Here is a 22413-nt window from a genome sequence, read left to right on the forward strand (position 1 = left end):
GGTTGTTCGAGGGGTTTGTACTGACAAGAATGACAGGGCTGCGTCGCTCCGTGACCCCGAAGGGACGACGATGTCCTTCACTTCCGTACACCGCCGCGCCTGGCTGTCCGAACATGACTGCGACCTCGACGCGTTCCGCGCGCTGGTCGAGCAGGCGACCGATCCCGCCGACTACCCGCACGCCTCGGCCGTGGAGCGGAACGTGCCGGTCTACGACACCGGCCTGCTCGAAGGCGACCGGGTGGTCCAGGCCGAGCTGGTGCGCGCGCTCGCCGACGGGCCCGGCATCGTCGTCTTCCGCGGCGCCTTTCCCGACCCGGAGGTCGTGGACCGCGCCACCGCCGTGTTCGACGCCCTGATCGCCGAGCAGCGCGCCTCGGGCGCGACGGCCGGTGACCACTTCGCGAAGCCGGGCGCCAACGACCGGGTGTGGAACGCGCTGGAGAAGGCGGCCCTGTACGACGCGGAGGCGTTCGCCGACTACTACGCCAACGACGTCCTCGCCCTCGTGGCGACGGCCTGGCTGGGCCCCGGCTACCAGGTCACCTCACAGCTCAACGTGGTCAACCCGGGCGGCGCCGCCCAGACCGCGCACCGGGACTACCATCTGGGCTTCCTCTCCAACGAGGGCGCCGCCGCCTACCCCGGGCACGTGCACCGCCTCTCCCCCGTGCTGACCCTCCAGGGCGCGGTCGCGCACTGCGACATGCCGGTGGAGTCCGGGCCGACGATGTACCTGCCGCACTCGCAGAAGTACGAGCCGGGCTACCTCGCCTGGCGGCTCCCGGCGTTCCGGGCGTACTTCGAGGCGCACCAGGTGCAGCTGCCGCTCGCCAAGGGCGACGCGGTCTTCTTCAACCCGGCCCTCTTCCACGCCGCCGGCACCAACCGCTCGGCGGACATCCGGCGCATGGCCAATCTGTTGCAGGTGTCGTCCGCGTTCGGGCGCGCGATGGAGACGGTGGACCGGGAGGCCGTGGCCAACGCGGTGTATCCCGTGCTGCTGAAGCGAAAGGCCGAGGGCGCGAGCGACGCGTGGCTGGGCAACGTCATCGCGGCGAGCGCCGAGGGCTACCCCTTCCCGACCAACCTCGACAGCGACCCGCCGGTCGACGGCCTGGCCCCGCCCGCGCAGGCGGATCTCGTACGGCGGGCCCTGTACGAGGGGTGGACGCCCGAGGCGCTCCGGGTGGAGCTGCGGGCCGCTACCGCACGGCGAGAGAGCTGAGGATCTCGTGGGACTTCTCGACGACAGGATCGTCCTGGTCAACGGCGGCACTCAGGGTGTCGGCGCCGCCATCGCGCGGGCCGCGGTCCGCGAGGGGGCGGTCGTGGCCGTCACCGGGCGGCGCCCCGAACCCGGCGAGACGCTGGTGGCGGAGCTGACCGCCGCGGGCGGCAAGGCCCTGTACGTGCGGGCCGACCTCTCGGACGCGGAGCGGGCGAAGGCCGCCGTGGCCCAGGTCGTCAAGGCCTACGGCCGCGTCGACTGCCTCGTGAACTCCGCCGGGCTGACGTCCCGGGGGACGCTGCTGGACACCACGCCCGAGCTGTTCGACCAGCACATCGCGATCAATCTCAAGGGACCGTTCTTCGCGATGCAGGCGGCGGTCGCGGACATGGTCGCGCGTGGGGCGCCCGGCACGGTGGTCAACGTCATCACCTCGTCGGCGCACGGAGGTCAGCCTTTTCTGGCGCCGTACGTCGCCGCCAAGGCCGGTCTGATCGGCCTGACCCGTAACGCCGCGCACGCGCATCGGTGGGACCGGATCCGGATCAACGGTGTGAACATCGGCTGGACGGCGACGGAAGGCGAGGACGCGACGCAGCGCGCATTCCACGGCGCCGGGGACGACTGGCGCGAGGTCGCTGCTGCCCGGCTGCCCATGGGCAAGTTGGGCCAGCCGGACGAGATCGCCGACTTCGTGGTCTTCCTGCTGTCGGAGCGGTCCGGGGTGGTCACCGGCTCGGTGATCGACTGGGACCAGAACGTCCTCGGTGGACTCGACTGAGAACTCTCCACAAGAAACCCTCACTCTCTCTAGGAGCAACACCCCATGCGTATCGGAATTCTCGGGCTCGGCCGTATCGGCGCGTTCCACGCCGAGACCCTCTCCGGGCTCGACGCCGTCGAGTCCCTCGTCGTCACCGATCCGTTCGCCGACGCCGCCAAGGCCGCCGCCGAGCGGTTCGGGGCCGAGGTCGTGGACTCGCCGGAGGCCCTGCTGGCCGCCGGCGTGGACGGCATCGTCGTCGCGGCCGCCACGGACGCCCACCCCGCGCTGATCCTGGCCGGGGTCGAGGCCGGCATCCCGGTCTTCTGCGAGAAGCCCGTCGCCAAGACCATGAGCGAGGGCGTCGAGGTGCTGAGGGCCGTGCGAGGCAAGGACGTGCCGATCCAGATCGGCTACAACCGCCGTTTCGACACCGGTTTCGTCAACGCCCGGGCCGCCGTGCACAGCGGCGAACTCGGCACGCTGCACACGGTCCGCTCGACCACGCTCGACCCGGCGCCGCCGCCCGCCGCCTACATCGCCGCCTCCGGCGGCATCTTCCGCGACTGCTCGGTGCACGACTTCGACATCATCCGCTGGGTGACCGGCCGCGAGGTGAGAGAGGTGTACGCCGTGGGCGGCAACCGCGGAGCCGACTTCATCAAGGAGGCCGGTGACGCCGACACCACCGGCGCGATCCTCACACTGGACGACGGCACCATCGCGGTGGTGTCCAACTCCCGCCACAACGCCCGCGGTTACGACGTCCGCATGGAGATCCACGGCTTCACGGACTCCATCGCCGTCGGCCTGGAGGACAAGCTGCCGCTGCGCTCGGTCGAGCCGGGCGTGACCTTCCCGGCGGGCACCCCGCACGACTTCTTCATGGACCGCTTCACCGCGGCCTACCGCGCCGAACTGACCGCGTTCACCGAGGTCGTGGCCGGCACCCGCCCCTCTCCCTGCACGATCGAGGACGCCCTGGAGGCGGGCTGGATCGCCGAGGCGTGCACACTGTCACTGCACGAGCACCGTCCCGTGACGATCGAGGAGGTACGGCAGGCATGAGCGAGAAGGGCCGGGAAGCACTGCGCATAGGAGTGCTGGGAGCCGCGCGGATCACCGAGCGGTCCCTGACCGGCCCGGCCCGGGCGACCGGCCACCGCCTCGTCGCGGTGGCCGCCCGCGACCGTTCCCGCGCCGAGGCGTTCGCCGCCGAGCACGGCGTGGAGCGGGTGGCGGGTTCGTACGCCGAGCTGGTGGCCGATCCCGAGGTGGACGTCGTCTACAACCCTCTCGCCAACGGCCTGCACGGCCCGTGGAACCTGGTCGCCCTCGCGGCGGGCAAGCACGTGCTGTCGGAGAAGCCGTCGGCGAGCAACGCGCGGGAGGCGGCGGAGGTACGGGAAGCCGCCGACAAGGCCGGGACGGTCTTCATGGAGGCCTTCCACTACCTCTTCCACCCGGTCACCCGCCGCCTGCACGAGCTGCTGGACTCCGGCGAACTCGGGGAACTGCGGCACGTCGAGGCGATGGTCGCCATCGCCGCGCCGCCGGACACCGACCCGCGCTGGTCGCTGCCGCTGGCCGGCGGCGCCCTGATGGACCTGGGCTGCTACAGCGTGCACGCGCTGCGGATGCTGGCGCCCTGGGCGGGCGGCGCACCGCGCCTGGCCGGGGCCCGGGGCGGGGAGCGCCCGGGTGCGCCCGGGGTCGACGAGTGGCTGGACGCCGATCTGGAGTTCCCCGGCGGCGCGACCGGCTCGGCCCGCTGCCATATGGCCTACGGCGGGCGGGAGATGAGCATTCGCGTCGTCGGCTCGCGGGGCGAGGCGACGGCCCCGAGCTTCGTGCTGCCCCAGCTGGACGACCGGGTCGTGGTCCGCACCCCGGAGGGCGAGCGCACCGAGCACCTCGGGACGCGCTCGTCGTACACGTACCAGCTGGAGGCGTTCGCCGCCCGGGTGCGTGACGGTGCGGCGCTGCCGCTGGACGCGGCCGACGCGGTGACGACGATGCGGCTCATCGACGACTGTTACCGGGCTGCCGGGTTCGAGCCGCGGCCCCGCACCAGGGTCTGAGCACACGCCGAGCGGGCCGGGGGCGCACCCCCGGCCCGCTCGGACCGTTCACGCGTACAGCGCGGGTCTCTCCACCAGTTCGACCTCGACCCGGCCGCCGTCCTCCAGTGCCCGTACCCCCGCCTCGCACACCGCGGCGGCGGCATAGCCGTCCCAGACGCTCGGGCCGGTGACCTCGCCGCGGCGGGTGGCGTCGACCCAGGCCTGGACCTCCCGGTCGTAGGCCGTCTCGAAGCGTTCGGTCCAGTCCTGGGCGATGGTGCCGCCCCAGCGGCCGGCCATGTTCGTGACCAGGGCGTGGCCGTCGCCGATGCGGGCGGTGCCGCGCTCGCAGACCACCTCGGCCTGGACCTGGTAGCCGAAGCCGCAGTTGACGAAGATCTCCACATCGCAGAGGGCGCCGCCGTCGGTCTCGAAGACCACGAACTGCGGATCGCGCAGCCCGTCGGGGGCGTTGGCGGAGGGCGCCGGGCGCAGCACCGTGACCGCCGTGATCTCGTGCCCCAGCAGCCAGCGGGTCACGTCGGCCTCGTGGGCGACCGAGTCGCTGATGAGCATGGAGCTGGTGAAGAAGGGCGGGCTGGCGACGTTGCGGTGCCGGTTGTGCACCATCAGCGGACGGCCCAGCTGACCTGTCGTCAGCAGGGCCCTCAGCTTCGCGTACTCGGGGTCGTAGCGGCGCATGAAGCCGACCTGGACTCGGCGGTGGCCGAGGCGCAGTTCGGCTTCGAGGACGCGCAGGGCGGAGGCCGCGTCGGGGGTGAGCGGCTTCTCGCACAGGACGGGCAGATCGCGCTCGAAGGCGGCGAGCAGGGTGGCCTCGTGGGCCGGGCCCGGGGAGGCGATCAGGACGGCGTCGACATCGGCGGCCGCCAGCGCGGCGGCCGGGTCGGTGTGGGCGGTGCAGCCGTCGACGCGGGCGGCGACGGCCTTCGCGCGCTCCGCGTCGACGTCGGCGACGGCGACCACCCGTGCTCCGCTGATGACTTCGTGGATGCGGCGCACATGGTCCGCGCCCATCCTTCCGGTACCGATGACCGCGACTCCCAGGGTGGCGCGCTCAGCCATGGCCGTCCGTCCTTTCGGGTCGTCAGGCGCCGCAGGACCTCAGGAACTTGCGGGTGCGCACCGCGATCGGCAGCGGCTTGTCCGGGTCGCAGGGGTACATGTCCTGCTCGACGATGGCGAACAGGTCCACGCCCAGCTTCTGGGCGGCCGTGAGCACCGGACCCAGCTCGGGCACACCGGCGGGCGGTTCGCACATGACTCCGCGCGCCACGGCGGGGCCGAACGGCATCTCGTTCTTGACCACGTCGGCGAGGATGTCCGGATCGACCTGCTTGAGGTGCAGGTAGCCGATGCGCTCGCCGTACGTCTCGATCAGCTTGACGCTGTCGCCGCCGCAGTAGGCGTAGTGCCCGGTGTCCAGGCAGAGGTTGACCGCGTCGGAGTCGGTCGAGTCGAGGAACTGCTCGACGTGCTCCTCGGTGTCGATGTGGGTGTCGGCGTGCGGGTGGACGACGATGTCCAGGCCGTACCGGTCCTTGACCTCACGGCCGAGGCGCTCCATGCCCGTGGTGAGGTTGCGCCACTGCTCGGTGGTGAGCTCCGGGGGCTCCAGGATCTCGGCGGTCTTGTCGTCCCGCCAGAAGGACGGGATGACGACCAGGTGCTTCGCGTCCATGGCCTGGGTGAGGGCGGCGACCCGGCTGACCTGCTCCCAGGTGGAGTCCCACTCGGACGGGCCGCGGTGCAGGCCGCAGAAGATCGTGCCGGCGGAGACCTTCAGGTTCCGCTTGGTCACCTCGTCGGTGAGCCGGGCCGGGTCGGTCGGCAGGTAGCCGTACGGGCCGAGTTCGATCCACGAGTAGCCGGCCTCGGCGACCTCGTCGAGGAAGCGTTCCCAGGGCACCTGCTGGGGGTCGTCGGGGAACCAGACGCCCCAGGAGTCGGGGGCGGAGCCGACCCGGATGCGGTCGAGCGCGAGGGCCATGTCAGGACTTTCCTTCCGAAGACGTGGCTACGGGGGCGGTGAGGTCTCCCGCCTCGGGGAGCTCCTCGACGTCGACGCCGCGTACCTGGGACAACTCGTGCTTGAGGGAGGCCAGTTCGGTGCCGCCGGCCATGTGGTTGGTCAGCTCTTCGAGGGAGACGTCGCTGCGGGAGGCGGACAGTTCCATGGTGCCCAGGCGCAGCACGCTGAAGTGGTCGCCGACCATGTAGGCGTGGTGCGGGTTGTGGGTGATGAAGATGACGCCCAGACCCTTCTCACGGGCGGCGGCGATGTACTTCAGCACCACGCCGGACTGCTTGACGCCGAGGGCTGCGGTCGGCTCGTCCAGGATGAGGACGCGGGCACCGAAGTAGACGGCGCGGGCGATCGCGACGCACTGGCGCTGGCCGCCGGAGAGCGTGCCGATGGGCTGCTCCATGTCGTCGAGGACGATGCCCATCTCACGCAGTTCGTGATCGGCTGTCTTCTTCATCTTCTCGATGTCGAGCCGGCGGACGGGCCAGGGGCCCTTGGTCATCTCCGAGCCGAGGAAGAAGTTGCGCCACACCGGCATCAGCGGGACCACGGCCAGGTCCTGGTAGACCGTGGCGATGCCCTTGTCGAGGGCCTCGCGCGGGGTGGAGAAGCGCACCGGTTCGCCGTCGACGAGGAACTCGCCCTCGGTGTGCTGGTGCAACCCCGAGATGATCTTGATGAGGGTGGACTTGCCGGCGCCGTTGTCACCGAGGACGCAGGTCACTCGGCCGGGGAAGACCTTCAGGTCGACGCCGTGCAGGGCGCGGATGTTGCCGTAGGACTTGCCCGCGCCTCGGAGTTCGACGAGGGGGCGGTCCTTCTCGGGCGGCGTGTCCTTCAGGACGGCCCCGTGGGTGCCGGTTTCGTTGCTGGTCATTGCGGTCACCTCCGGGTCGCCGTGCGCTGGACCCACAGATTGATGAGGACGGCGCCGAGGAGCATCACGCCGAGGAAGGCCTTGAACCAGTCGGGGTTCCAGCCGGCGTAGACGATGCCCTGCTGCACCATGCCGAACATGAAGGCGCCGAAGACCGGGCCGATCGCGGAGCCGTAGCCACCGGTCAGCAGACAGCCGCCGATGACGGCCGCGGCGATGTAGATGAGCTCCTGGCCCACGCCCTCGCCGGACTGGACGGTGTTGAAGGAGAACAGCTGGTGCATGCCGACGAACCAGGCGCCGAAGCCGACCAGCATGAACAGGGAGATCTTGGTGAAGGTCACCGGGACACCGACGGCCCGGGCGGAGTGCTTGTTGCCACCGACCGCGAAGATCCAGTTGCCGTACTTGGTGCGCAGCAGCACCCAGGTGGCCAGGGCCGCGAAGACCAGCCACCACACGACGGTGATCTTGACATTGACCCCGCCGACCTCGAACGTCGACGCGAAGATCTTCTGCGCCTGGGAGAAGCCGTCCATGTCGCTGATGTCGTCGGTGGCGACGTTGCCGGTGACCAGCTTGGTCACGGCGAGGTTCACGCCCTGGAGGATCAGGAAGGTGCCCAGGGTGACCAGGAAGCTCGGGAGGCCGGTCTTGACCAGCATCCAGCCGTTGAACGCGCCGATCGCGAGCGACACGAGCAGGGCGACGATCACGCCCACCCAGACGTTCATGGTCAGCTGGTAGCTCAGCATCGAGGCGGTGAGCGCCGAGGTGACCACGGCGACACCGGCCGACAGGTCGAACTCGCCGCCGATCATCAGCAGGGCCACGGGCAGCGCCATGATCCCGATGGTCGACGACTGGTACAGGATGTTGGCCATCGAGCTGCCGTCGCGCACCGGCGGCGCCGCGAACAGGAAGAACACGAGCACGGCGACGGCGCCGAGGAAGACACCGACTTCGGGCCGGGCCAGCAACCGCAGCGCCAGGGGGCGCTGCCGTGTCCGGCCGTCGGACTGCTTCTGGCCGGGGGCCGGCGGTGTGTCCACCGCCGGCGCAGCCTGTTGGGTCATGCTCATCACCGGGTGCCCTTCGCGGCGAACTCCCCGATCTTGTCGACGTTGGACTTGTCGACGAAGGCCGGGCCGGTCAGCACGGGCTGCTCGCCGCCGCCGCTGTAGTTGCCGTTGTTCTTGTAGAGCCACAGCCCGTCGACGGCCAGGTAGCCCTGGAGGTAGGGCTGCTGGTCGACGGCGAACTGGATGGAGTCGTTCTTGATGCCCTTGATCAGGTCCTTGTTGAGGTCGAAGGTGGCGACCTTCGCCTTGCTGCCGGCGTCGCCGACCGACTGCACCGCGGTCAGCGCGAAGGGGGCGCCGAGCGTGACGACGTAGTCGATGGACGGGTCCTGCTTCAGCTTGGCGGTGATCGTCGACTTCACCGACGGCATGTCGGTGCCGTTGACGTTCTGGGTGTCGAGCTTGCCGTCGAAGGTCTTCTCGACGCCGTCGCAGCGCTGGGTCAGGCCGACGTTGCCCTGCTCCTGGACGACACAGAGGGCGTGCTTGGCGCCGACCTCGTTGAGCTTCTTGCCGAAGGCCTCGCCGGCCACGGACTCGTCCTGCCCGAAGAACTCCAGCAGGTTGAGCTTCTTCCAGTCACTCAGGCCGGAGTTGAGTCCGACCACGGGTATGCCGGACTTCTCGGCCTTGGCTATGACGCCCTTGAGGGCGTCCGGCTTGGCGAGGGTGACGGCGATGCCGTCGACCTTCTGGTCGATCGCGTTCTGGACCAGGGTGGCCTGGTTGCCCGCGTTCGGGTCGGCGGAGTAGACGAGCTCGATGTTGTCCTTGGCGGCGGCGGCCTCGGCGCCCTTGCGCACGGTGTCCCAGAAGGTGTCACCGGGCGCCTGGTGCGTGACCAGGGCGACCGTCATACGGGGCGTGGTCGCCTTGCCGGCGGAGGCGTTCGCGGCGCCTTCCTCCGACTTCTTGCCCCCGGAACTGCTGGAGCAGCCGGCGAGGGTCAGGGCCGCCGCCGCGGCAACGGCGACAACCGGCGCGATCCTGCGGGAGCGGGGGTGAGAAGAGCGGTCCATCTTTCCTGGCACCTCACTGTGCTACTGCGGGGGAAAGGGGAGGGGATCACGAGGGATCCGTGGTCCCGGAGCCTTACGGAGTCCGGATCATGATGCCGCAAACACACTGTTGCGATGCCACGGGATCCAAGTCCTTGCCGCGCCCGCTGTCAATACTTTGTTAAGACATCATTTCACAAGCAGGTCCGAATGTAAGTACAAACTATTGACAGGGCCGTCCTCCGCGCCCTACACCTGTAGGGCGGCAGGTCCCAGGTCATCCACGCCCACGGTGTCAGGACGGCTCCGGACCCGCATCCCCAGTTTCCCGAGGAGGTCGCGCATGGCCGAGCCAGCCCAGTATTTCGACTTGATCACGATGGGCCGCATCGGGGTCGACCTCTATCCCCTCCAGACCGGCGTCCCGCTGCCCCAGGTGGAGACGTTCGGGAAATTTCTGGGAGGTTCGGCGGCCAATGTGGCGGTCGCCGCGGCGCGCCTCGGACGTCGTACGGCCGTGATCACCCGGACCGGCGACGACCCCTTCGGCACCTATCTGCACGAGGAACTGGCGTCCTTCGGCGTCGACGACCGCTGGGTCACGCCGGTCGACGCCTACCCGACGCCGGTCACCTTCTGCGAGATCTTCCCGCCGGACGACTTCCCGCTGTACTTCTACCGCCGCCCCAAGGCCCCCGACCTGGAGATCCACACCGACGAGCTGGACTTCTTCGCGATCCGCGGGGCGCGGATCTTCTGGATCACCGGGACCGGCCTGAGCGAGGAGCCGAGCCGCTCCGCCACGCTCGCCGCCCTCAAGGCCCGCGACAAGGCGGGCATCACCGTCTTCGACCTCGACTGGCGGCCGATGTTCTGGGCCGACCCCGAGGAGGCCCGCCCGTACTACCGCGAGGCGCTGCGCCACGCCACGGTCGCGGTCGGCAACCTCGACGAGTGCGAGATCGCCACCGGCGTGCGCGAGCCGCAGGCCTGCGCCGACGCGCTGCTGGAGGCCGGCGTGGAACTGGCCGTCGTCAAGCAGGGCCCCAAGGGCGTCCTGGCCGTGCACCGCGACGGGACCCGGGCCGAGGTACCGCCGGTGCCGGTCGAGGTGGTCAACGGCCTGGGCGCGGGCGACGCCTTCGGCGGCTCCCTGTGCCACGGCCTCCTGGCCGGCTGGGACCTGGAGAAGACCATGCGGCACGCCAACGCGGCCGGCGCCCTCGTCGCCTCCCGCCTCGCCTGCTCCTCCGCGATGCCCGCCGAGTCCGAGGTCGAGGATCTCCTCGCCACGGTGTCGTCGCCGAGCACGAGTCACTGAACGGAGCCTGCATTGAACATCGGCATCCCCGACCTCACCACGGTCCGGGCCCGCAATCCCGAGGCCGTCGCCGAGGCGGCCGCCCGCCGGGTGCGCCGCCCGCTGATCGGCGACAGCGGCAGGCTGATGATCGTGGCCGCCGACCACCCGGCACGCGGCGCCCTCGGGGTCGGCGACCGGCGCCTGGCCATGGCCAACCGCGCCGACCTGCTGGAACGGCTCTGTGTCGCACTGTCGAGGCCCGGTGTCGACGGAGTGCTCGCCACCGCCGACATCCTGGAGGACCTGCTCCTGCTCGGGGTGCTGGAGAACAAGGTCGTCATGGGCTCGATGAACCGCGGCGGCCTCGCCGGCGCCGCGTTCGAGATGGACGACCGTTTCACCGGCCACCGCGCCGAGGACATCGCCCGGCTCCGCTTCGACGCGGGCAAGCTCCTGGTCCGCATCGACTACGACGACCCGGGCTCACTCACCACCCTGGAGTCCACCGCGCGGGCGATCGACGCCATGGCCGCCCGGCAACTCCCCCTGTTCGTCGAGCCGTTCATCTCCCGGCGGGTCGACGGCAAGGTGCGCAACGATCTGTCCGCCGAGGCCGTCACCCGGTCCATCGCGATCTCCGCGGGCCTGGGCGGCACTTCCGCCTACACCTGGCTGAAGCTGCCCGTCACCGACGACCCGGACGACATGGCCCAGGTCCTGGAGACCTCCACGCTCCCCGTCGTACTGCTCGGCGGCGAGGTCGGCGACGACCAGGAGGGCGCGTACGAACGCTGGCGCAAGGCCCTGCGCCTGCCCACCGTGCAGGGCATGGTCGTCGGGCGCTCGCTGCTCTACCCGGCCGGGGGCAGCGTGGAAGAGGCAGTGGACACGGCCGTCGGTCTGCTGTGAACAGGCCTGCTGAATCCGTCTGTTCCGAGTCGCTCCGCTGTGACCCGAAAGGCACACGATGACGTATCACCTTCCCGCGGGTAAGGCCCTCGGCGGCCCCTACATCGTCGACGTCACACCCGAGAAGGCCGGCTGGGGACACTCCAGTCTGCGGATCCTTGAGCTGCCGCCGGGCGGCACGCACTCCTTCGAGGCCGGCGACAGCGAGTGGATCGTCGTACCGCTGAGCGGCGGCTGCACGGTCGCCGCGGCGGACGACTTCGGCCAGGACACCTTCGAGCTCCAGGGCCGCCGGGACGTCTTCAGCGGCGTCAGCGACTTCGCGTACGTGCCGCGCGAAGCCCGGGCGAGCGTGACCTCCGCCGCCGGCGGCCGGTTCGCGCTGACCGGCGCGCGCTGCACCCGCCGGCTGCCCGCCCGTTACGGCCCGGCCTCCGAGGTGCCCGTGGAGCTGCGGGGCACCGGGAACTGCTCCCGGCAGGTCAACAACTTCGGCGCGGCCGGGGTCTTCGAGTGCGACAAGCTCATCGCGGTCGAGGTGATCACCCCCGGCGGCAACTGGTCGTCCTTCCCGCCGCACAAGCACGACGAGCACCGGCCGGGCGAGGAGTCCGTGCTGGAGGAGATCTACTACTTCGAGTTCGCCGGCCACGACGGCATCCCCGGCCTCGGCTACCAGCGCGTCTCCCCGTCCGGTCCCGGCCGGGACACCGATGTGCTGGCGGAGGTCCGCGACGGCGATGTCGTGCTGATCCCGGACGGCTGGCACGGGCCGTCGATGGCCACGCCCGGCCACCACATGTACTACCTCAACGTCATGGCGGGCCCGGAGGCCGAGCGCGCCTGGCTGATCTGCGACCACCCCGACCACGCCTGGGTCCGCGACACCTGGCCGGACCAGCCGGTCGACCCACGGCTCCCTCTCTACACCGCCCCGGAGACCTCCGCATGAACGCCACCACCCGCCGACTGACGACCGCCCAGGCGCTGGTGCGGTTCCTGTCCGTCCAGTACACCGAGCGGGACGGCGTGCGGCGCCGGCTGATCGCCGGGACCTGGGGCATCTTCGGCCACGGCAACGTGGCCGGTGTCGGCCAGGCGCTGATGGAGGCAGGCATCGGGCCGGGCGCCGTCATGCCGTTCCACCAGGGACGCAACGAGCAGTCCATGGTGCACGCGGCCGTCGGCTACGCCCGGCAGCTGAACCGCCTGTCCGCGCAGGCGGTGACGACCTCCATCGGCCCGGGCGCCACCAACCTGGTCACCGGCGCGGCCCTGGCGACGATCAACCGGCTGCCGGTGCTGCTCCTGCCCGGCGACTACTTCGCCTCGCACGCTCCCGACCCGCTGCTCCAGCAGCTGGAGCACCCGGTCGAGGCCGACGTGTCGGTCAACGACACCCTGCGCCCGGTGTCCCGGTACTTCGACCGGATCACGCGCCCCGAGGCGCTCATCCCGTCGGCGCTCCAGGCCATGCGCGTGCTGGCCGACCCGGCCGAGACCGGCGCCGTCACCCTCGCCCTGCCGCAGGACGTGCAGGCGGAGGCGTACGACTGGCCGGAGGAGTTCTTCGCCGAGCGCGTCTGGTACGTACGGCGTCCCGCGCCGGACCCGGTGGAGCTGACGGCGGCGGTGGAGGCGATCCGCTCGGCCGAGCGGCCCCTGATCGTCGCCGGTGGCGGCGTCCACCACAGCGAGGCCGAGGCGGCGCTGAAGGCCTTCGTGGACGCCACCGGCATCCCCGTCGCCTCCACCCAGGCCGGCAAGGGCGCGCTGCGGTACGACCACCCCGCCGACCTCGGCGGCATCGGCCACACCGGGACGGCGGTCAGCGACGACCTCGCCCGCACCGCCGACCTCGTGATCGGTGTCGGCACCCGCTACACGGACTTCACCACGGCCTCCGGCACGCTCTTCCAGAACCCGGGCGTGCGGTTCGTCAACCTCAACATCACCGGCTTCGACGCGCACAAGCTGGCCGCGCGCACGCTGGTGTGCGACGCGCGGTCCGGCCTCGAAAGGCTGCTGGAGGCGCTCCCCGGCCACCGGGTGAGCGAGGAGTACGCGGCCGAGTACCGCGCCGGCAAGGAGCGCTGGGACGAGGTCGTCGAGGCCGCCTACCGCGCCGACGACGACAGCGCGGTCCCGACGCAGACGCAGGTGCTCGGCGCGCTGGACGCGGCCGTCGGCGACGACGACGTGGTCATCAACGCGGCCGGCTCGCTCCCCGGCGACCTGCACAAACTGTGGCGCTCCCGCAGCCCGCGCCAGTACCACCTGGAATACGGCTACTCCTGCATGGGCTACGAGATCCCGGCCGGCATCGGCGTCCAGCAGGCCGCCCCCGGCACACCGGTGTGGGCGCTGGTCGGCGACGGCACCTACCTGATGATGCCGACGGAGATCGTCACGGCCGTCCAGGAGGGCCTGCCGGTCAACATCGTGCTCCTCCAGAACCACGGCTACGCCTCCATCGGCGGTCTGTCGGAGGAGACCGGCGGCGAGCGGTTCGGCACCGCCTACCGGTTCCGGGCCGCCGACGGCACCTTCACCGGCGCCCCGCTCCCCGTCGACCTGGCCGCCAACGCGGCCAGCCTCGGCATGCGGGTCCTGCGCGCCAAGACGGTGCGCGAGCTGCGCGAGGCGCTGGCCGCGGCCCGTGCCTCCGACCGGCCGACGTGCGTGTACGTCGAGACCGACCCGGCCCCGACCGCTCCCCCGGCCGAGGCCTGGTGGGACGTGCCGGTGGCCGAGACCGCCGCCCGCGAGGCCGCCGTCCAGGCCCGCGAGCGCTACGACCGGCAGGTCGCCGGACGCCGCCGTCACCTCTGAACCCACGCGAACCACCCGCGAACCTCCCGCGCGTTCCCCGCTGAACTCAGGCTCCACGAAAGGCCCCCCGCACCATGAAGACCATCACCCACTGGATCGACGGCAAGCCCGTCGAAGGCACCTCCGGCCGCTTCGGCCCCGTCTACAACCCGGCCACCGGCGCCCAGGAGAAGCAGGTCGCGTTCGCGACCACCGACGAGGTGGACGCCGCCGTCGCCTCCGCCAGGGCCGCCTTCGAGTCCTGGGGCGCCTCCTCGCTCGCCAAGCGCACGGCGGTGCTGTTCAAGTACCGCGAGCTGCTGGACGCCCACCGCGACGAGATCGCCGAGCTGATCACCGCCGAGCACGGCAAGGTGCACTCCGACGCGCTCGGCGAGGTCGCGCGCGGCATGGAGATCGTGGAACTCGCGTGCGGGATCAGCGTCCAGCTGAAGGGCGAGCTGTCCACACAGGTCTCCACCCGGGTCGACGTCGCCTCGATCCGCCAGCCGCTCGGCGTCGTCGCCGGCATCACGCCGTTCAACTTCCCGGCCATGGTGCCGATGTGGATGTTCCCGCTGGCCATCGCCTGCGGCAACACCTTCGTGCTGAAGCCCAGCGAGAAGGACCCGTCGGCCTCCTTCAAGCTCGCCGAACTGGCCTCCGAAGCGGGCTTGCCGGACGGCGTGCTGAACGTCGTGCAGGGCGACAAGACGGCCGTGGACCGCATCCTGGAGCACCCGGACATCGAGGCGGTCTCCTTCGTCGGCTCGACCCCGATCGCCAAGTACATCCAGCTCAAGGCCGTCGAGCACGGCAAGCGCGTGCAGGCCCTGGGCGGCGCCAAGAACCACATGCTGGTCCTGCCCGACGCGGACCTGGACCTCGCCGCCGACCAGGCGATCAACGCGGCGTACGGCTCGGCGGGCGAGCGCTGCATGGCCGTGTCGGTCGTGGTCGCGGTCGGCGACACCGGCGACGAGCTGGTCGGCAAGATCGCGGAGCGGGCGAAGAACCTGAAGATCGGCCCCGGCAACGACCCGGCGTCCGAGATGGGCCCGCTGATCACCCGCGAGCACCGCGACAAGGTGGCGTCCTACGTGTCGTCGGCCGCCGAGCAGGGCGCCCAGGTCGTGGTCGACGGCACCGGCTTCTCGGTCGAGGGCCACGAGGACGGCTTCTTCCTCGGCGTCTCCCTCCTGGACCGGGTGCCGCTGACGGCGGACGCGTACCGGGACGAGATCTTCGGCCCCGTGCTGTGCGTGGTCCGCGCGCAGACGTACGAAGAGGCCATCAAGCTGATCAACGACTCCCGCTGGGGCAACGGCACCGCGATCTTCACCCGGGACGGCGGCGCGGCCCGCCGCTTCCAGCTGGAGGTCAAGGCGGGCATGGTCGGCGTCAACGTGCCGATCCCGGTACCGGTCGGCTACCACTCCTTCGGCGGCTGGAAGGACTCGCTCTTCGGCGACCTGCACATCTACGGCAACGACGGCATCGCCTTCTACACCCAGGGCAAGGTGATCACCACGCGCTGGCCGGACCCGGCGGACGCCGGCGGCATCAACCTCGGTTTCCCGAGCAACTCCTGACGCCCGAAGGAGGGTGCATCCATGGCGAGGACCGGTGGCCGGGCCCGTACCGCTGCCGCGCCCGCGGTCAGCTCGCTGGACTTCGCCCTGGACCGGGGCAGTCCCGTGCCGCTGTACTACCAGCTCGCGCGGCAGCTGGAGGCGGCGATCGAGCACGGGGTCCTCGCGCCGGGGGACCTCCTGGGCAACGAGGTCGACCTCTCGGTGCGCCTCGGCCTGTCCCGGCCCACCGTCCGCCAGGCCATCCAGTCCCTCGTCGACAAGGGGCTGCTGGTCCGGCGGCGCGGGGTGGGCACGCAGGTGGTGCACAGCCAGGTCAAGCGCCCACTGGAGCTGAGCAGCCTCTACGACGACCTGGAGGAGGCCGGGCAGGGGCCCACCACGCAGGTCGTGCGCCACGAGATCGTCCCGGCCTCCTGTGACGTGGCCGCCGCCCTCGGCGTCGCGGAGGGCAGCGAGGTCACCGTCCTGGACCGGCTGCGCTGCACCCACGGCCAGCCGGTGGCCCTGCTGCGCAACCACCTGCCGACGTCCCTCGTGGACCTCGACGACGCCCGCCTGGAGTCGACGGGCCTGTACCGGATCATGCGCTCGGCGGGCATCACCCTGCACAGCGCCCGGCAGCGCGTCAGCGCCCGGGCGGCCACCGCGCGGGAGGCCGCCCGTCTGGACGAGGAGGAGGGCGCGGCCCTGCTCACCATGGAGCGCACGGCGTACGACGACACCGGTCGCCCCGTCGAGTACGGGACCCACCTCTACCGGGCGTCCCGGTACACGTTCGACTTCCAGCTGCTGGTCAGGGCTTGAGACGGCGGGACAGATGGGACAGCCGGGACAGACCTGGTCTTGACTCGCGGGGACGAAGAGGGGCAGAGTCGTACATGTACACCGTAAACGTACGGCGTCCCGAGGAGCGCGCCTCATGAGCGCACCGTCCACAGTCCTGGTCACCGGTGGGGCCGGCTTCATCGGCAGTCACGCGTGCGCTGAACTCCTCGACCACGGTTACGAGCTGATCGTGGTCGACGACTACTCCAACAGCACACCGCAGGTCTTCGCCCGGGTGCAGCGGATCGCCGGACGCTTCGCGGGCGCCGTGTACGAGCTGGACATCCGGGACCGGCAGGCGCTGTCCGCCGTCTTCCACCGGCACAACGTGGACGCCGTCATGCACTTCGCCGGACTCAAGTCGGTGAGCGAGTCGACCCGGATGCCCGTGGAGTACTACGACACCAACGTCGGAGGCACCGCCTCCCTGCTGCACACCATGCACGAGCACGGCGTGCACCGGCTGGTGTTCTCGTCCTCGTGCTCCGTCTACGGCGACGCGGGCAACGAACCCCTGGCCGAGGACACCCCCGCCCACCCCACCAACCCGTACGCGACGTCCACATGGATGTGCGAGCAGATCCTGGCCGACGTCTGCAGCCGTCGGCCCGAGTACGCCGTGCTGTGCCTGCGCTACTTCAACCCGGTCGGCGCCCATCCCAGCGGACTGCTCGGCGAGGACCCGCCCGGCACGTCCGGGAAGCTGATGCCGTCCATGGCACAGGTGGCCTCCGGGCAGCGGGACCGGCTGCGCGTGTTCGGCGACGACTACCCGACGCCCGACGGGACCGCGATCCGCGACTACATCCACATCATGGACATGGTCGAGGCGCTGCGGGTGGCACTGGACCACATCGGCGACGAACCGGGCATGCACGTCTACAACCTCGGCCGGGGCACGGGCATTTCGGTGCTGGACATGATCCATGAGTTCTCGCTCGCGACCGGCCGGAACATCCCTTACGAGATCGCCCCGCGACGCCCCGGCGACGTGGCCGTGTCCGTCGCAAACCCGCGCGCCGCCGCACGCAACCTGGGCTGGCGCCCCACCCGGAAACTGGACGCCATGTGCCGGGACGCCTGGCGGTTCCGGCAACTCCATCCGAACGGCTACACGGACTCCCCGCGACGCCCCGAGCTGAAGGAGTACTGAATGACCGGCGACCAGACCTGACCGCGGACCGGCCATGCCCCCGACATGTCAGCCCCGGCCCGGGGCGAGCGTTCGCGTACGGCCGTTCGAGTCTCCCCTGATGCGAGGAGGTGTGTGCCCCGTGCCGCTGGCCCGCCGGCTGATGGCCGTCCCCGCCACCCTCGCCGCCACGCTGCGGCGGGGAAGCACACGCCGAGGAGGCGAGGCCTACTTCCGCACGCTGCTGGGCAGCACCTCGGATGTCGTCCTCGTCGTCGGCGACGACTCGACCGTCCGCTATGCCAGCCCGTCCGCCCTGGCCGTGTTCGGCCGCTCCGAGGTGGCCGGAACGGCACTGCGGAGCCTGGTCGCCCCGGAGGACCGGGAGCGGGTCGACCGGGCGCTGGCCGCCCTCGGCGACCGAGGCCGGGAGGCCCACGACCACTGGGCGGTGACACGGCGGGGCGGCCGCATCGAGGTGGAAGCGCACTGCCGCGACCTGCGCCAGGACGAGACGGTCGGCGGGCTGGTCGTCACCCTGCGGGATGTGACCGAGCAGCGCAGGCTGGAGCACGAACTCGCCCAACGGGCCTTCCACGACCCGGTCACCGGCCTGCCCGACCGGGCCCTGTTGCTGGAGCGCATCGGCAGGGCCCTGCTGCGCGACCACGGCGCGTCGGCCCTGCCCTGCGTGCTCTTCATCGACCTGGACGAGTTCAGGACCGTCAACGAGACCCTGGGGCACTCGGCCGGTGACCGGATCCTGAAGATGGTGGGCGAGCGCCTGTGGGAGACGCTGCGCCGCACCGACACCGCGGCCCGGCTGGGCGGCGACCAGTTCGCGGTACTGATGGAGGAGGCCCGGCAGCCCCTCGACGCCGAGCTTCTGGCCGCGCAGGTGATCCAGGTGCTGGACCGCCCCTTCCAGCTGCCCGAGGGCTCGATCGGCATCTCCGCCAGCGTGGGGGTGGCCACCGCGCTCGACAGCACCGACCCCGACGAGCTGCTGACGTGTGCCGGACTTGCCGTGCACGCGGCCAAGGCCGCGGGGAAGCGGCAGTGGCGCCGCTTCGTACCGAGACTGCGGGTCCGGGTCGCCCAGCGGCACGACCTCCAGGCGCGGCTGGACGGCGCGATCTCCCGGGAGGAGTTCTCGCTGCGCTATCAGCCCGTCGTGGACATCACGGAGGGCCAGGTCATCGGCTTCGAAGCACTGGCCCGCTGGCCGCAGGCCCGGCACGGGCCGGTCTCTCCGGGGCAGTTCATCCCGCTCGCCGAGGAGACAGGCCACATCACCCCGCTGGGTGCCTGGGTGCTGCGCAACGCCGCCGCCGACATGGCCCGGCTGCAACAGGCGGCCGGCAGCCGGGCCGTAGCGCCGTACGTCAGCGTCAACGTCTCCGGCCGGCAGTGGCAGGACCCGGACTTCCTGGAGGAGGTGAGCAAAGCGGTGGAGACGCCCGGCCTCGCGCCCGGCTCGCTGCAACTGGAGCTCACCGAGTCCGTGCTCGTGCGACGGGACGACCGGCTCGACTCGCTCATCCGCTCACTGAAGAAACTGGGCGTGCGCATCGCCGTCGACGACTTCGGGACCGGCTTCTCCTCGCTGCGCTATCTGCGCGACTTCCCCATCGACCTCCTCAAGATCGACAAGACGTACATCGACGACATCTCGTACGACCCTCGTCAGGCCGCGCTCGTCCAGGGCATCGTTCGCCTCGCCCGGACACTCGGGCTCGAGATCATCGCCGAGGGTGTCGAGCAGCGGGGACAGCGGGAACTGCTGGCCGCCATGGGCTGCCGGTTCGGCCAGGGCTACCTGTTCGCCCGGCCCATGACGTTGGAACAGAGCGCGGTCGCGCTCCGGCGGCACTACGGCGAGGGGCCCGGCCCGGGCGGCTCGTCAAGCAGGCGGTGAAGGTGCCGGGCGGGAAGCCCGCACCGGCTACCGCGTGTCCGGCCGGACGCCGGGGAAAGCCCCGGTTCCGCGCGGCGTCCCCGCTCCCGGCCCACGCGCGTCGCGCGACTGCGCCGCGGACAGGGCGAACGCCGTCTCCGCCAGCGCGAGATGGCTGAAGGCCTGTGGGGCGTTGCCCAGTTGCCGTCCGCTTTCCGGATCCCACTGCTCCGCGAGCAGTCCGACGTCATTGCGGATGGCGAGGACACGCTCGAAGACCTCCCGGGCGTGCGCGGTGTGGCCGGTGGCCGCGAGGGTGGCGGCGTACCACAGCGAGCACGCCACGAACGCGCTCTCGCTGCCGGGCATGTCGTCGAGCCCGTGCCCGTCCTGCGCGTAGCGCAGGAGGAAGCCGCCGTGGTCCAGCCCGCGCATCGCCCGCACGGTGCCGCGCACCCGGGGGTCGGAGGGGGGCAGGAAGCCCAGTCTGGGCATCAGGAGGCTGGAGGCGTCCAGGGTCGGCGAACCGTAGACCTGGACGAAGGACTGCTGTTCGGGATCCCAGCCCTCCCGCAGCACCTGCCGGTGCACGTCGTCCCGCATGGCACGCCATTCGGCCGAGGAGCCGTTGCGGCCGAGGAGCTCCCCCATGCGCACGGCCCGGTCGGCGGCCACCCACGCCATGACCTTGGAGTGCACGAACTGGCGCCGCGGCCCGCGGACCTGCCACAGTCCCTGGTCGGGTTCCCGCCAGTGCCGGAGCAGACAGCCCATGAGCGCCTCGACCAGGTCCCACACGTGCGCCGGCATGGGGATCCCCGCCCGCAGGGACAGGGAGAGCGTGTCCAGCACCTCGCCGTAGACGTCCAGCTGGAACTGGCCGACAGCGGAGTTCCCGAACCGCACCGGCTGTGAGCCCTCGTAGCCGCCCAGCCAGGGCGCCTCGGTCTCCGGCAGCAGGCGCTGGCCGCCGACGCCGTACACGGTCTGCAACTGGGCGGGATCGCCGGCGATGGCCCGCACCAGCCAGTCCAGCCAGGCCGTGGCCTCGTCCCGGTAGCCGCTGCGCAGCAGGCAGGACAGAGTGAGGGTGGAGTCGCGCAGCCAGCAGTAGCGGTGGTCCCAGTTGCGGTCGCCGCCGATGCGGCCGGGCAGTGAGGTGGTGGGGGCGGCGACGATGCCGCCCGTGGGGGCGTAGGTAAGGGCCTTGAGCGTGATCAGGGAGCGCACCACGGCATCCCGCCACGGTCCCTGATAGCGGCACTGCCCGGCCCAGCGGAGCCAGAAGTCGACGGTCTCCTTCAGCGTCGTCTCGGCGGGGACGGTCAGCGGCGCCGGCGGATCGGGCCGGTGCGACGGAGACCAGACCAGCGTCAGCGCCAGCCGCCGGCCCGCGGGGACGGTGAACTCCCAGACCGTGGCATCGGTGTCGCCCAGCGTGCTCACCAGCCCGTCGGCGTCGAGCCAGACGGCGTCCGGCCCGGCGACCGCGACGGTGCGGTTCCCGGCGTCCCGTACCCACGGCACGACCCGGCCCTGATGAAAGCGCAGCCGCAGTTCACTGCGCATCGGTACGGCCCCGGACAGTCCCTCGATGACGCGGACGAGACAGGGCAGTTGGGCGCGTGGCGGCATGAAGTCGGTGACGCGCACGGTTCCGTCCGGGGTCTCCCAGCGCGAGTCCAGGACGAGGGTGTCCGGCCGGTAGGCGCGCTCCGCGCAACGGCCCGGGACCGCGCCGTCGGGTGTCGCGCGGCCCGCGGGGGCGACGCGCCAGCAGCCGTTGTCACTGTTGCCCAGCAGCGAAGCCAGACAGGCCGGTGAGTCGAAGCGGGGCAGGCACAGCCAGTCCACGGAGCCGTTGCGGCCGACCATGGTCGCGGTCTGCAAGTCGCTGAGGAGGGCAAAGTCCTCGATGGGTACGCTCATGATCACCGTCCTCCTCCACCCCGTGGCGACCCTCCTGCGGTGTTTACGACGTATACATACATCGTCGCGCCGATGAACGGCGACCGTCAACCCTTTCCGGACAGCTCTTGACGTATCCGATCGAATCGGCACAAGATGCTCGTATACGTCGTAAACGTACGGCTCTGCAGCTTGAGGCATCGGATCGCGACGGAGGTGACTCCCATGCACACACGCGAGGGGATTCCCCCGTGTCTCAGGCGCCCCCCGGTCGAGCTCGAGATCGTCATCCCCGCCGTCAACGAGGAGCGCCGCCTGCCCCGCACCATCGAGTCGACGGTGGACTACCTGGGGGGACAGACCTGGTCGTCGGCCGTCGTCGTGGTCGACAACGACAGCGTGGACTGCACGATCGACGTACCGGAGCGCTTCGACAGCCCCGTGACCCCGGTCCATGTGATCGGCTGCAGCGAACACGGCAAGGGGGCCGCCGTCCGGCGGGGCATCGTCACCTCGACGGCCCGCTTCGTCGGGTTCCTCGACGCCGACAACGCGACGCCGATCGAGACGCTCGACAAGGTGCTGCCGCTGCTGCGGGACGGCTGCGCGGCCGTGATCGCCTCCCGGCACATCGACGGATCCCGCTTCGAGGTCGAGGAGTCGGCGATGCGCCGGTGCGGCGGCTGGCTGTTCCGCCGGCTGACCCACCTCACGCTGCCGGACATCGCCGACACCCAGTGCGGTTTCAAGTTCTTCGACGGGCGGCTCGCCCGGGACGTGGCAGCGACCTGCCGCGTGGACGGGTTCGCCTTCGACGTGGAGCTGCTCACCCGGATGGTGCGGCTCGGCGGCACGGTCGTCGAGGTCCCGGTCGCCTGGTCGGACATGCCCGGATCGACGTTCTCAGCCCGACGCGACGGCATTCGCTCCATGGCGGACGTGCTGCGCATCTCCCTGACGCGGTGACTCTCC

The 22413-nt window shown here is 71.1% G+C and carries 19 protein-coding genes; 13 read left to right on the forward strand and 6 right to left on the reverse strand.

Features of this window, described 5'->3' with window-relative positions; translation table 11 throughout:
* Nucleotides 1-70 precede the first annotated feature (70 nt).
* Genes ACFZDA_RS12855 through ACFZDA_RS12870 form a run of 4 tightly spaced genes read left to right on the forward strand, consistent with a single transcriptional unit; the run spans nucleotide 71 to nucleotide 4075 of the window.
* Nucleotides 71-1228 carry a phytanoyl-CoA dioxygenase family protein gene (locus tag ACFZDA_RS12855; RefSeq protein WP_391079166.1) on the forward strand — a complete coding sequence of 386 codons (1158 nt, stop codon included), beginning with the start codon at nucleotides 71-73 and terminating at the stop codon, nucleotides 1226-1228.
* A 7-nt stretch (nucleotides 1229-1235) separates the two neighbouring features.
* A complete protein-coding gene (locus ACFZDA_RS12860) occupies nucleotides 1236-2012 on the forward strand; it encodes an oxidoreductase (RefSeq protein WP_391079169.1) in 777 nt (258 codons plus the stop codon).
* A 45-nt stretch (nucleotides 2013-2057) separates the two neighbouring features.
* Nucleotides 2058-3062: a Gfo/Idh/MocA family oxidoreductase gene (locus ACFZDA_RS12865; protein ID WP_391079172.1), complete on the forward strand. Its 1005-nt coding sequence runs from the start codon at nucleotides 2058-2060 to the stop codon at nucleotides 3060-3062.
* On the forward strand, nucleotides 3059-4075 hold the full coding sequence (locus ACFZDA_RS12870) for a Gfo/Idh/MocA family oxidoreductase (RefSeq protein WP_391079175.1): 1017 nt from the start codon (nucleotides 3059-3061) through the stop codon (nucleotides 4073-4075). The genes ACFZDA_RS12865 and ACFZDA_RS12870 overlap by 4 nt, the downstream gene beginning before the upstream one ends.
* Nucleotides 4076-4123: 48 nt before the next feature.
* Here ACFZDA_RS12870 and ACFZDA_RS12875 read toward each other — a convergent pair whose 3' ends face one another.
* The 5 genes from ACFZDA_RS12875 to ACFZDA_RS12895 are packed head-to-tail and all read right to left on the reverse strand — an operon-like array spanning nucleotide 4124 to nucleotide 9082.
* The gene (locus ACFZDA_RS12875) at nucleotides 4124-5143 is read right to left on the reverse strand and encodes a Gfo/Idh/MocA family oxidoreductase (RefSeq protein ID WP_391079177.1); all 1020 of its coding nucleotides are present in this window, start codon (nucleotides 5141-5143) and stop codon (nucleotides 4124-4126) included.
* 22 nt (nucleotides 5144-5165) lie between these two features.
* A complete protein-coding gene (locus ACFZDA_RS12880; protein ID WP_391079179.1) occupies nucleotides 5166-6068 on the reverse strand; it encodes a TIM barrel protein in 903 nt (300 codons plus the stop codon).
* A gap of 1 nt (nucleotide 6069) precedes the next feature.
* Nucleotides 6070-6981: an ATP-binding cassette domain-containing protein gene (locus ACFZDA_RS12885; protein ID WP_391079182.1), complete on the reverse strand. Its 912-nt coding sequence runs from the start codon at nucleotides 6979-6981 to the stop codon at nucleotides 6070-6072.
* Nucleotides 6982-6986: 5 nt separating this feature from the next.
* The gene (locus ACFZDA_RS12890) at nucleotides 6987-8063 is read right to left on the reverse strand and encodes an ABC transporter permease (protein WP_391079184.1); all 1077 of its coding nucleotides are present in this window, start codon (nucleotides 8061-8063) and stop codon (nucleotides 6987-6989) included.
* The gene (locus ACFZDA_RS12895; protein ID WP_391079187.1) at nucleotides 8063-9082 is read right to left on the reverse strand and encodes a substrate-binding domain-containing protein; all 1020 of its coding nucleotides are present in this window, start codon (nucleotides 9080-9082) and stop codon (nucleotides 8063-8065) included. Before ACFZDA_RS12895 ends, ACFZDA_RS12890 begins: the two co-directional genes overlap by 1 nt.
* A gap of 322 nt (nucleotides 9083-9404) precedes the next feature.
* Here ACFZDA_RS12895 and iolC point away from each other — a divergent pair, with 322 nt between their 5' ends.
* The 8 genes from iolC (at nucleotide 9405) to ACFZDA_RS12935 (ending at nucleotide 19554) form a co-directional block, all read left to right on the forward strand.
* A complete protein-coding gene (gene iolC, locus ACFZDA_RS12900; RefSeq protein WP_391079189.1) occupies nucleotides 9405-10382 on the forward strand; it encodes a 5-dehydro-2-deoxygluconokinase in 978 nt (325 codons plus the stop codon).
* Nucleotides 10383-10394: 12 nt separating this feature from the next.
* Complete coding sequence (locus ACFZDA_RS12905) at nucleotides 10395-11273, forward strand: deoxyribose-phosphate aldolase (protein WP_391079190.1); 879 nt, start codon at nucleotides 10395-10397, stop codon at nucleotides 11271-11273.
* 58 nt (nucleotides 11274-11331) lie between these two features.
* Nucleotides 11332-12225 (forward strand): 5-deoxy-glucuronate isomerase, encoded by an 894-nt coding sequence (gene iolB, locus ACFZDA_RS12910; protein WP_391079192.1) that lies wholly within the window; start codon nucleotides 11332-11334, stop codon nucleotides 12223-12225.
* Complete coding sequence (gene iolD / locus ACFZDA_RS12915) at nucleotides 12222-14105, forward strand: 3D-(3,5/4)-trihydroxycyclohexane-1,2-dione acylhydrolase (decyclizing) (protein WP_391079195.1); 1884 nt, start codon at nucleotides 12222-12224, stop codon at nucleotides 14103-14105. Before iolB ends, iolD begins: the two co-directional genes overlap by 4 nt.
* A gap of 74 nt (nucleotides 14106-14179) precedes the next feature.
* Complete coding sequence (locus tag ACFZDA_RS12920; RefSeq protein WP_391079198.1) at nucleotides 14180-15676, forward strand: CoA-acylating methylmalonate-semialdehyde dehydrogenase; 1497 nt, start codon at nucleotides 14180-14182, stop codon at nucleotides 15674-15676.
* Nucleotides 15677-15697: 21 nt separating this feature from the next.
* Nucleotides 15698-16483 carry a UTRA domain-containing protein gene (locus ACFZDA_RS12925; RefSeq protein WP_391079200.1) on the forward strand — a complete coding sequence of 262 codons (786 nt, stop codon included), beginning with the start codon at nucleotides 15698-15700 and terminating at the stop codon, nucleotides 16481-16483.
* Nucleotides 16484-16598: 115 nt separating this feature from the next.
* Nucleotides 16599-17657 carry a UDP-glucose 4-epimerase GalE gene (galE, locus tag ACFZDA_RS12930; protein ID WP_391079203.1) on the forward strand — a complete coding sequence of 353 codons (1059 nt, stop codon included), beginning with the start codon at nucleotides 16599-16601 and terminating at the stop codon, nucleotides 17655-17657.
* A 121-nt stretch (nucleotides 17658-17778) separates the two neighbouring features.
* Entirely contained in the window at nucleotides 17779-19554 is a 1776-nt protein-coding gene (locus ACFZDA_RS12935) for an EAL domain-containing protein (protein WP_391079206.1), read from the forward strand.
* A 27-nt stretch (nucleotides 19555-19581) separates the two neighbouring features.
* On the opposite strand, the gene ACFZDA_RS12940 is transcribed toward ACFZDA_RS12935, so the two are convergent.
* Nucleotides 19582-21462, reverse strand: a complete 1881-nt coding sequence (locus ACFZDA_RS12940) for a glycoside hydrolase family 15 protein (RefSeq protein ID WP_391079208.1) — start codon at nucleotides 21460-21462, stop codon at nucleotides 19582-19584.
* Between the two features lie 204 nt (nucleotides 21463-21666).
* Between ACFZDA_RS12940 and ACFZDA_RS12945 the strand changes: the two genes are divergently transcribed.
* Nucleotides 21667-22407 carry a glycosyltransferase gene (locus tag ACFZDA_RS12945; RefSeq protein ID WP_391079210.1) on the forward strand — a complete coding sequence of 247 codons (741 nt, stop codon included), beginning with the start codon at nucleotides 21667-21669 and terminating at the stop codon, nucleotides 22405-22407.
* The last annotated feature ends 6 nt before the right edge of the window (nucleotides 22408-22413 follow it).

This window comes from Streptomyces sp. NPDC007991, from assembly GCF_042958445.1.
In the GTDB taxonomy this organism is placed as follows: domain Bacteria; phylum Actinomycetota; class Actinomycetes; order Streptomycetales; family Streptomycetaceae; genus Streptomyces.